Annotated in this window: 9 protein-coding genes; 8 read left to right on the forward strand and 1 reads right to left on the reverse strand. The window is 45.7% G+C overall.

Annotated elements, in window-relative coordinates; all coding sequences use genetic code 11:
• Positions 1 to 213 precede the first annotated feature (213 nt).
• The 8 genes from ABMY42_RS08725 to ABMY42_RS08760 all read left to right on the forward strand — a co-directional run bounded on the left by ABMY42_RS08725 (position 214) and on the right by ABMY42_RS08760 (position 8,080).
• Complete coding sequence (locus ABMY42_RS08725; protein WP_349266207.1) at positions 214 to 1,731, forward strand: fumarate hydratase; 1,518 nt, start codon at positions 214 to 216, stop codon at positions 1,729 to 1,731.
• Between the two features lie 223 nt (positions 1,732 to 1,954).
• Positions 1,955 to 2,140, forward strand: coding sequence for a hypothetical protein (locus tag ABMY42_RS08730; protein ID WP_005433708.1), 186 nt, complete (start codon positions 1,955 to 1,957; stop codon positions 2,138 to 2,140).
• A 157-nt stretch (positions 2,141 to 2,297) separates the two neighbouring features.
• Complete coding sequence (locus tag ABMY42_RS08735; protein WP_050902888.1) at positions 2,298 to 3,674, forward strand: YcjX family protein; 1,377 nt, start codon at positions 2,298 to 2,300, stop codon at positions 3,672 to 3,674.
• On the forward strand, positions 3,671 to 4,711 hold the full coding sequence (locus ABMY42_RS08740; RefSeq protein ID WP_038899422.1) for a TIGR01620 family protein: 1,041 nt from the start codon (positions 3,671 to 3,673) through the stop codon (positions 4,709 to 4,711). The genes ABMY42_RS08735 and ABMY42_RS08740 overlap by 4 nt, the downstream gene beginning before the upstream one ends.
• A gap of 100 nt (positions 4,712 to 4,811) precedes the next feature.
• Positions 4,812 to 6,356 (forward strand): transcriptional regulator TyrR, encoded by a 1,545-nt coding sequence (gene tyrR, locus ABMY42_RS08745; protein WP_009698366.1) that lies wholly within the window; start codon positions 4,812 to 4,814, stop codon positions 6,354 to 6,356.
• Between the two features lie 64 nt (positions 6,357 to 6,420).
• The gene (rimJ, locus tag ABMY42_RS08750; RefSeq protein WP_005445212.1) at positions 6,421 to 7,005 is read left to right on the forward strand and encodes a ribosomal protein S5-alanine N-acetyltransferase; all 585 of its coding nucleotides are present in this window, start codon (positions 6,421 to 6,423) and stop codon (positions 7,003 to 7,005) included.
• Complete coding sequence (locus ABMY42_RS08755) at positions 7,006 to 7,593, forward strand: HD domain-containing protein (RefSeq protein WP_349266208.1); 588 nt, start codon at positions 7,006 to 7,008, stop codon at positions 7,591 to 7,593. It abuts the gene before it with no gap.
• A gap of 13 nt (positions 7,594 to 7,606) precedes the next feature.
• The gene (locus ABMY42_RS08760; RefSeq protein ID WP_005445216.1) at positions 7,607 to 8,080 is read left to right on the forward strand and encodes a DUF2947 domain-containing protein; all 474 of its coding nucleotides are present in this window, start codon (positions 7,607 to 7,609) and stop codon (positions 8,078 to 8,080) included.
• Positions 8,081 to 8,140: 60 nt separating this feature from the next.
• Here ABMY42_RS08760 and ABMY42_RS08765 read toward each other — a convergent pair whose 3' ends face one another.
• Complete coding sequence (locus ABMY42_RS08765) at positions 8,141 to 9,103, reverse strand: integron integrase (protein WP_050907568.1); 963 nt, start codon at positions 9,101 to 9,103, stop codon at positions 8,141 to 8,143.
• Positions 9,104 to 9,443 lie beyond the last annotated feature (340 nt).

A 9,443-nucleotide genomic window follows, 5' to 3' on the forward strand; every position in this document is an offset into this window, starting at 1 on the left:
CCTCTATACAAAGGCTTGGAGGTGGTTTTACTATAAAAGAAGGCGACTTCATTTACTCGTGTGTCGATATCAGCCGTTCGACAATTGTTTATAAAACATGGTTTAAAAATAAACGTTTATAAAAACAAAGCTCATCAAGAGCAATAAGCTCAACAAACACGATTGAAGCCAAGCCAATAATGGAAGCAAAGCATAACAATAATGAGGCATGCAATGACGGTAATACGCACGCAGGATGTCATCAGCAGTGTTGCTGATGCGCTACAGTATATTTCTTACTACCACCCGCTAGACTTTGTTCAAGCCCTTGAAAAAGCCTACCACCGTGAAGAGAGCCAGGCGGCAAAAGACGCCATCGCTCAGATCCTAATTAACTCTCGTATGTCGGCGGAAGGTCATCGACCGATCTGTCAGGATACGGGGATCGTGACTTGTTTCGTGAACATCGGCATGGGCGTCGAGTGGGACTCGACCGATATGACGGTACAACAAATGGTGGATGAGGGTGTCCGACAGGCTTACACAAACCCAGACAACCCATTGCGTGCCTCGGTTCTTATGGACCCTGCTGGTAAGCGAATCAATACCAAAGACAACACGCCAGCAGTCGTGCACATTAATATGGTGCCTGGAGACAAAGTTGAAATTCAAATTGCTGCGAAAGGTGGCGGTTCTGAGAACAAAACTAAGATGGTCATGCTGAACCCGTCAGATGACATAGCAGAATGGGTAGAGAAAACGCTACCAGCTATGGGCGCGGGCTGGTGTCCTCCAGGTATGCTTGGCATTGGTATCGGCGGCACTGCAGAAAAAGCAGCGGTACTGGCAAAAGAATCTCTAATGGAACACATCGACATTCAAGAGTTGATTGACCGTGGTCCTCAAAATGCGGAAGAAGAGCTTCGTCTTGATATCTTCAATCGTGTAAACAAACTTGGCATCGGTGCTCAAGGCTTAGGCGGTTTAACGACAGTTGTTGATGTGAAAATCAAAACTGCACCGACTCACGCCGCTTCGAAACCTGTGTGCTTGATCCCGAACTGTGCAGCGACACGCCACGTGCATTTCACCCTTGATGGCAAGGGACCGGCAGAGTTGACGCCGCCAAAACTGGAAGATTGGCCAGACATTACTTGGGAAGCAGGCGAGAACACACGTCGCGTTAACCTTGATACGGTCACTAAAGAAGAAGTCCAAGAGTGGAAAACGGGTGAAACCGTTCTGCTGTCTGGCAAAATCCTTACTGGTCGTGATGCGGCACATAAACGTATCCAAGGCATGCTAGAGGCGGGAGAAGGTCTACCAGAAGGTGTCGATCTTAAGGGCAAGTTCATCTACTACGTTGGTCCGGTTGATGCAGTGGGTGATGAAGTTGTTGGTCCTGCAGGTCCAACAACCTCCACGCGAATGGATAAGTTTACTGACATGATGCTAGAGCAAACGGGCATTATGGGTATGATAGGTAAAGCCGAGCGTGGTCCAGCTACGGTTGAGTCAATCAAAAACCACAGAGCCGTTTATCTCATGGCGGTAGGTGGAGCGGCTTACTTGGTTGCGAAGGCGATCAAAAAAGCACGCGTTGTGGCGTTTGAAGATTTGGGTATGGAAGCAATTTACGAGTTCGAAGTTGAAGACATGCCAGTTACCGTGGCAGTGGACTCGAATGGTGTAAATGCACACCAAATTGGTCCAGATACGTGGAAAGTGAAAATCCAAGAGATGGAAGCGTAAGCCACGAGTTGCTAATTTGTCAGGTCACAAGGTTTGTGTCATGCGGAGTCTGACTCGGCGAGGCGCAGGCGTCTCAATCGAGAGAATGTGACAAAGTGCTGATTTACCTAGCAAACATTTGACAAAAGTGCAGCGAAAGCTGCACTTTTTGTCTATATAATCAGATATAAACTTATAGGCATAACAAATTTTGTTGTTATGCTGACCATGATTAGGAGACGGCATGCCTCGTTTTATTCAAATTCTACAAATAGTCCTTGCGGTTGTGATCGGTAGCTTTGTGGGCTACGACTTGATCCTTCACGGCATCAGTATCTTCGATGAAAAATACGTTACCATCACTTGTGTCTTGTGGTTGATTTTGGAGATTGCACTGTTTGTTATCTACAAGCTTATCGAAGACGATTAGAGTGTAAACTGGTTATCAAGATCCCCGAAGCCTCTGAAATTCTCAGAGGCTTTTGCGTTTTTAAACGTCAGATTTTGCCGTGAATACTTTGTTCATCTTTGATTAAGGTTGGTAAAATTACACTGCGTAGCAGAAATTGATGAGATAAATAAAAAGTATGAAAAGAATAACGCAAGAAGTGAATGACTTTATCAGCCGTGGTATGGACGCCAATGTCCGAATCGCCGTGACGGGGTTATCTCGAGCGGGGAAAACCGCCTTTATTACTTCTTTAGTCAATCAACTGCTGCACACTGCGACACACGATAATTTGCCACTGCTTAATGCGGCCCGTGATAAGCGCCTGATTGGGGCTAAACGTGAACCACAAACGAACATGATGGTGCCACGTTTTGCCTATGACGAAGCAATGAGTCAAATTCATGCTACACCTCCCCAATGGCCGGTGCCGACTCGTGACGTGAGCGAAATTCGTCTTGCACTCAAATATAAACCGAACAAAACCACTAAAAAGCTGCTGAGCAAAACCGCGGTATTGAACGTCGATATCATTGACTATCCGGGTGAGTGGCTTCTTGATTTACCTTTGCTTGATATGGATTTTGCAAGCTGGTCTCGTACCCAGTTTGATGCGCTAAAAGGTCAGCGTCTTGAGCTTGCCAACCCTTGGTTAGAGGCGCTTGATTCTGTGGATTTGAATGCAGAAGCCAGTGAAAAACAGCTTGAGCAGGTTGCTAACGCATACACAGATTATTTGCATGCTTGTAAAGACTCAGGGCTACACTGGGTGCAACCTGGTCGATTTGTTTTACCGGGTGAACTTGCTGGTGCGCCAGTGCTGCAGTTTTTCCCGTGTCGAGTTGAGGAAGGGGTTAAGCCTTCTAAAGGCAGCAACCTCTCGATGCTAGAAGCGCGTTACCATGAATACCAGCAAAAGGTCGTCAAAGCGTTTTACAAACATCATTTTGCTACTTTCGATCGACAGATCGTACTGGTCGACTGCTTGCAGCCACTTAACGCGGGTGATGAAGCTTTTTATGATATGCGCCAAGCGCTTGAACAGATCATGCATAGCTTCCGGTATGGGCGCAGTAGCTTCTTGCGTCGTTTGTTCTCACCAAAGATCGACAGAGTTCTGTTTGCTGCGACGAAAGCGGATCACGTGACCCCAGATCAGCACCCTCACTTAGTGTCATTGTTACAGCAAATGGTCCACCCAGCATGGCAAACCGCAGCGTACGAGAATATTGAAATGAGCTGCATGAGCATTGCGTCGATTCAAGCGACCATGTCAGGCTTTATTGCCTCCGGAGATAAAACCGTCCCCGCGCTGCAAGGCACGACGTTAAAAGGGGAGCCAATGACGATGTTCCCGGGAGAAGTCCCTAAGAAGCTGCCGAATACCGCCTATTGGCAAAACAGTGGCTTTGATTTTACTTCTTTCCGTCCAATGCCTTCAGAAACGGATGAGCCGATGAAACACATTCGCCTAGACAAAGCATTGGAATACCTATTGGGAGACAAATTGAAATGAGTGAACTAAAACAAAAACAAGTCTTCTCAGAAAAAGTGATGCAAAGTGATCAAGAGAGTGTTTCTCCTGAGTTGACGGCTCAAAAGACGTTTTCAGAAAAAGAAACCTTCGTACCTGTGGCGATTGAAGAGCAACAGGATGAAACAGAACAAGAGTTACAGCTTGAACATGTCATTCGCCCGAGAGTGGGTCGCAAATGGCTGACAACGGGGCTCTTTGCAACCTTTGCCGGTTTAGTTGGTTGGCAGGCGGTCGATTCTGTCGTTACCGCAGTACAAACTGCTGATTGGCTTGCTCTTGGCTGGGCTGGCTTTATCACCACTATCGCTTCTTTTGGTTTGGGTGCACTAGGCAAAGAGCTATGGAAGCTGCGTAAACTTCGCAATCATTTTAGTGTGCAGGAAGAAAGCGAAGGGCTTATTGATAGCCAAAGCGTCGGTAAGGGCAAAGCCTTTTGTGAAAAAGTGGCGGAGCAAAGCGGCGTGTTGGCAGAAAACCCGGGGTTTGATCGTTGGAAAAACAGCGTAAACCCAGCTCATAGTGATGCCGAAATTCTAGACATGTATGATTCCATGGTCGTGAGTCAGCAAGATAAGCTCGCAACCAAAATTGTTTCGCAACATGCAACTGAATCTGCCGCGTTGGTGGCTGTGAGCCCATTAGCAGCCGCTGATATGTTGCTGGTGGCATGGCGTAACTTCAAAATGATCGATAATCTTTCGAAGGTGTATGGCGTTGAGCTGGGGTATGCTTCACGCATCAAACTGCTACGTGCAGTGTTCGTTAACATGGCAGCAGCAGGTGCCAGTGAGCTCGCGATTGATGCCAGTATGGATCTGATGTCGATGGATTTAGCTGGAAAAGTCTCTGCGCGAGCAGGGCAGGGTTTGGGTGTGGGTATTTTGACTGCGCGCCTAGGGCTCAAATCGATGGCACTGCTTCGTCCATTACCTTGGTATCCGGAGCGTCAGGTGAAACTAGGTGCGATTCGCAAAGAAGTGGTGGCGAAAGTTGCATCAATCACGATGAAACCGTAATCAATGTCACCTTTGACGGTGAGGATTACTTGACGCCATTCCAAGCTTGGTAGAAACTACTGTCAACTTTTCCTGACAGTTGTGATTTGGGATATTTTCAGTGCGTCTTGAAGTCTTTTGTGAAGATAGACTCGGTCTTACCCGAGAACTGCTCGATATTTTAGCGTCTAAAAGCATCGATTTACGTGGTATCGAAATTGATATTAGTGGCATCATTTACCTAAACTGCCCTGATATTGATTTTGATACCTTTAGCGAACTAATGGCAGAAATCCGCCGTATACCGGGGGTCAAAGACGTACGTAAAATCCAATTTATGCCAATGGAGCGCCACAATACTGAGTTGCTCTCTTTGGTAGATAATCTTCCAGATCCTGTCTTTGCCATCGACCTCAAAGGTGCGGTAGATATGGCGAACATGTCAGCATTGTCTCTACTTGGTCAGCACAAACAAGATGTGATTGGCACTCAAATCGGAGTTTTGTTACCGAGTGTTCGTTTTTCTCGTTGGTCGGAAGGCGTTAATGCCCGCACTCGTGAAAGCTTAGTGATTGATGGTTTGGACTACATTCTTGAGTTGATGCCTGTCTACATTAAAGACGAAGCGCAAAACTCAACTCTTGCTAGTACGTTGATGACTATTCGCTCTAGCCAGCAAGGTGTGCAGATAGAAGAAACTCTGCCATTGCATAACCAGTTAGGATTCGAGCATTTTGTTGGTTTATCGAATCGCCATAAGGCGTTGATGAACCAAGCGAAAAAACTGTCAGTGCTTGACCAACCCCTATTGATTGAGGGTGAAACTGGTACTGGCAAAGAAATGCTGGCAAAAGCATGTCATAGCCGATCTGGACGCGCGAGCAAGCCATTTATGGTGCTGAGTTGTGCGTCGATGCCGGACGATGTTGCGGAGACCGAGTTATTTGGTCATGCACCTGGCTCGTTTAATCATGAGCAAGGGCATAAAGGTATTTTTGAGCAAGCCAACGGCGGCACCGTTTTTCTCGATGAGATAGGCGAGATGAGTGCGCACTTGCAAATCAAACTACTTCGCTTTTTACAAGATGGAAACTTCCGTCGTGTTGGTGCAGAAGATGAGATGCATGTTGATGTGCGTATTATTGCCTCAACCAAGCACAACCTAGCCGAACTTGCCGAAGCAGGTAAGTTCCGTGAAGATTTGTATTATCGTCTCAACGTTCTAACGTTGAACATCCCGCCGCTGCGTAAACGCTCGAACGATGTTGCACCATTGCTGGATTTGTTTGTCACAAAACATGCTCAGCAGCTTGGTATCGATAAACCAGAACTCGATGATGAACTTGTTGATGCGTTAGCAAATTACCAGTGGCCCGGTAACATGCGTCAGTTAGATAACATGGTGCTTCGCGCGCTGACTGAGATGGAAGGTCATTTGCTAAAAGCGGATAACTTTAATCTGCCTCAACCGCAAGCAATGGGCGGAGGTAGCGCAACCTTGAACCTTGATGGATCATTGGATGAGATCATGCGTGATTACGAATCGCAGATTTTAGAGCGTTTGTATCAATCTTTCCCATCAAGCCGTAAGCTTGCCAAGCGATTGAATGTCTCTCATACCTCTATCGCGAACAAGTTGCGTGATTATGGTATTCGTAAAAGCTAGGGTATTCGTACAAACTGGGCTATCCGAAAATTAATCCGAAATTAAATGGAAGTTGTCATTCGTAATGGAAGATAAAAGCTCCTCAATCGCCGTTCACAAGTTGGACGGCGACTTGCTTCTACGTACCGCAGAAATTGGTGATGCCGATATGATTGCGGCGTATTTTCAGACAAACCGAGAGTATTTAGCGCCTTTTGAACCAAAACGTGAAGAGGCATTTTACTCTGTCAACGGCTGGCTACAAAAGTTGATAAAACTGAACGAGCTGCATAGATTGGGGTTGGGCTACTACTGCCTACTCGTTCACGCTGAATCAGGTAAAATGCTCGGGACGCTCTCTTTCAGTAACCTGACCCGTTTCCCATTTTATGCCTGTAATGTGGGTTACTCTCTTGCTGAAGATGCGCAAGGAAATGGCTATATGCGCCGCGCGTTGAAAATGGCATGCGACTATATGTTTGATGTACAAAAGTTACATCGCATTCAAGCTGGCTACATGCCGCATAACACGCGAAGTGAAGCTGTTTTGCAACATGTCGGATTTGAAAGAGAAGGTTACGCAAAGGATTATTTGTTGATCAACGGTGAGTGGCAAGATCATGTGCTGACATCGCTGACTAACCCGAATTGGAATGCAGAGGCTCGATAGATGGAAAGGCTGGAAAAGCAGTTAGCGCTTTTGATAGAACTAGACCAACTGAAAAGCGTACTTCGACGCACTCGAGTAAAAAGCGCTGATGGACGTCTGGAAAATAGCGGTGAGCACAGCTGGCACGTTGCGCTAATGGCTGTTTTAATGCAAGAGCACGCTAATGCTCCAGTTGATATTGCGCGTGTGATGAAAATGCTGCTTATTCATGATGTGGTAGAGATCGACGCGGGCGATACCTTTGTTTATGATGTTGCAGCGTCTAAAGAGCAAGAAGAGAAAGAGTTCAGAGCGGCTCAGCGTTTGTTTGGTATGTTACCAAGCGATCAAGGTGAAGAACTGCTCGCTCTGTGGCATGAATTTGAAGCCGCGCAAAGTAATGATGCTAAATACGCTAAGGCGTTAGACCGCCTTATTCCAATGTTGCTCAACTACCACAATGATGGTCAAAGTTGGAAAGAAAATGGGGTGACGCGAGAGCAAGCGTTAACCATCAATAAAAGAATTGAATTTGGCTCTGTCACATTATGGGACAAGGCTAAAGAACTGATTGAAGATGCCACCGAGTACGGTTGGTTGAAGTCGTAAGAAAGGAGACTGAATGTCTTATTTGCCTTTGGATGAATACCAAAGAAAATGGATTTTTACTCACCAGTCAATGCCAGTGCCGGAAGAAGACCTAGAGTTTATCAAGCCAATGAGTCAAGCTCGCGCCGCGCAGTTCTGGAAAGAGAACATCAGTGCGCAAAGCCCTGATGCAGATCGTTTGAGCTCATCAGACTGGCCAATGAAAGAGTCTAACTGGTCACAAGAAGTCGATTGGATGGCTGCTTGGGAAGCTGATGAACCTGAACTTCCAGAAGAAGTGGCGACGTTTATTGACTGGCAAGATGATGTAACCGTGTACTTTTGCTATGAGAAATACAACGTGATTGAGACGAAGTGGTCAACGTTTAAAAAACACTGGAAGAATTTCTTGTTCTACGACGATGGTCCGATTTTGATTGGTCGTCGCCGCGCTCAAGCTCTGTGGTTTGACTCCAAAGGAAACGTCAAGCTAGGAGAGCGCCACTAGCACGACTTTTGCACATAAATGGCTAAAGCCACCGATGTTTTACTCGATGGCTTTTGTTTTTTATAGGCTCGATAAAGGGCTCAATACGCCGCCAGCACCTCGCTCGATTACATGCGTGTATATTTGTGTGGTTTTTACATCGGAATGCCCAAGCTGTTCCTGAACCGTGCGTATATCTGCACCGGACTCGAGTAAGTGCGTCGCAAAGCTGTGTCTGAGCGTGTGGCAAGTGACTGACTTTTCTATGCTTGCATCTTTTGCGGCTCGCTTCACTGCTCTTTGTATCGCGCTTTCATTGATATGGTGACGCCTAAGCTCTCCTGTTTCGTTGTCGACATTTAACTTGGTGGAAGGGAAGAGGAAGTGCCAATTAAAATCTAGCTCGGCTCCAGGATATTTTCGACTTAAGCCATCGGCTATATTTACACCCGCATAACCTGCCACATGACGATCTTTTTGGTAATAATCTCTTGCTAAGTTTACTTGTGCTTTTAATGGTTCATGTAACTCTTTTGCCAGTGTCACTGTCCGGTTCTTGCCCCCCTTTCCTTGCCAAACTCTGATTGCTCCATAATCGTAATCGATATCTTGAATCCGCAATCGGAGACATTCCATGACTCGAAGCCCTGAACCATATAACAATTGAATATGGAGTTTATATCGTGGATCAATATGTCGAACAAAGCGGCGTACTTCATTCCTTGTTAACACCACTGGCAATTTCATTTCAGCCACTGACTTTTGAAATCGCATGTTTAATGAAAGTGGCATTTGAAAGTATTCACGGTATAAAAAAGAGATAGCATTTAATGCGAGAGCCTGCGTTTTTACTGCCACTTTTTCTTCAATCGCGAGGTGGCTAAGAAAGCCTTCAACATCATCTTCAGAAAGTTTCGAAGGGTGGGCTAGCTGGTGGAAATGTATGTATCGCTTTATCCAAAATAGGTAGGCTTCTATGGTCTTCTTGGCATAGTGACGTGAGATCATATGCTCTTTCACGCTGAGTAAAAACTGACTTTTCATTGTTTAATTTTAACTGGTTATTTATACAGTCTTATTAAATTAGCGTGCTTAAACGAATTAGGCACGCCTGCGCAGTCTAATTGCGTGGTTGAGCACACAGATTCATACTGATTTTCTATTTGTTTCATGCAGATAAGTGCTAGCATGCATACTTTCTTTTGCATGAAAGAAGGCGGTAGCGTGCCTGAAAGATGGCTTAGAGCCGTATAGAAAGCGTTATGTTCTAGGAGGAGTTTTATGTTCGGTAAAATATTTGGCAGGAATAAAGATAAAGCACTGAAAGAAAACGAAGTCCGGATAGTTCTTCCTGAAGAATCTTATACTTTACTTGAGTGGAAAA

This window comes from Vibrio sp. SSH13-20, assembly GCF_040104475.1.
GTDB lineage: Bacteria > Pseudomonadota > Gammaproteobacteria > Enterobacterales > Vibrionaceae > Vibrio > Vibrio harveyi.

What these genes read in the sequence shown, in the direction of transcription:
- ABMY42_RS08725 (WP_349266207.1), top strand. Translation starts at nt 214, where the DNA reads ATGACGGTAATACGCACGCAGGATGTCATCAGCAGTGTTGCTGATGCG.
- ABMY42_RS08730 (WP_005433708.1), top strand. Translation starts at nt 1,955, where the DNA reads ATGCCTCGTTTTATTCAAATTCTACAAATAGTCCTTGCGGTTGTGATC.
- ABMY42_RS08735 (WP_050902888.1), top strand. Translation starts at nt 2,298, where the DNA reads ATGAAAAGAATAACGCAAGAAGTGAATGACTTTATCAGCCGTGGTATG.
- ABMY42_RS08740 (WP_038899422.1), top strand. Translation starts at nt 3,671, where the DNA reads ATGAGTGAACTAAAACAAAAACAAGTCTTCTCAGAAAAAGTGATGCAA.
- rimJ (WP_005445212.1), top strand. Translation starts at nt 6,421, where the DNA reads ATGGAAGATAAAAGCTCCTCAATCGCCGTTCACAAGTTGGACGGCGAC.
- ABMY42_RS08755 (WP_349266208.1), top strand. Translation starts at nt 7,006, where the DNA reads ATGGAAAGGCTGGAAAAGCAGTTAGCGCTTTTGATAGAACTAGACCAA.
- ABMY42_RS08760 (WP_005445216.1), top strand. Translation starts at nt 7,607, where the DNA reads ATGTCTTATTTGCCTTTGGATGAATACCAAAGAAAATGGATTTTTACT.
- ABMY42_RS08765 (WP_050907568.1), bottom strand. Translation starts at nt 9,103, where the DNA reads ATGAAAAGTCAGTTTTTACTCAGCGTGAAAGAGCATATGATCTCACGT.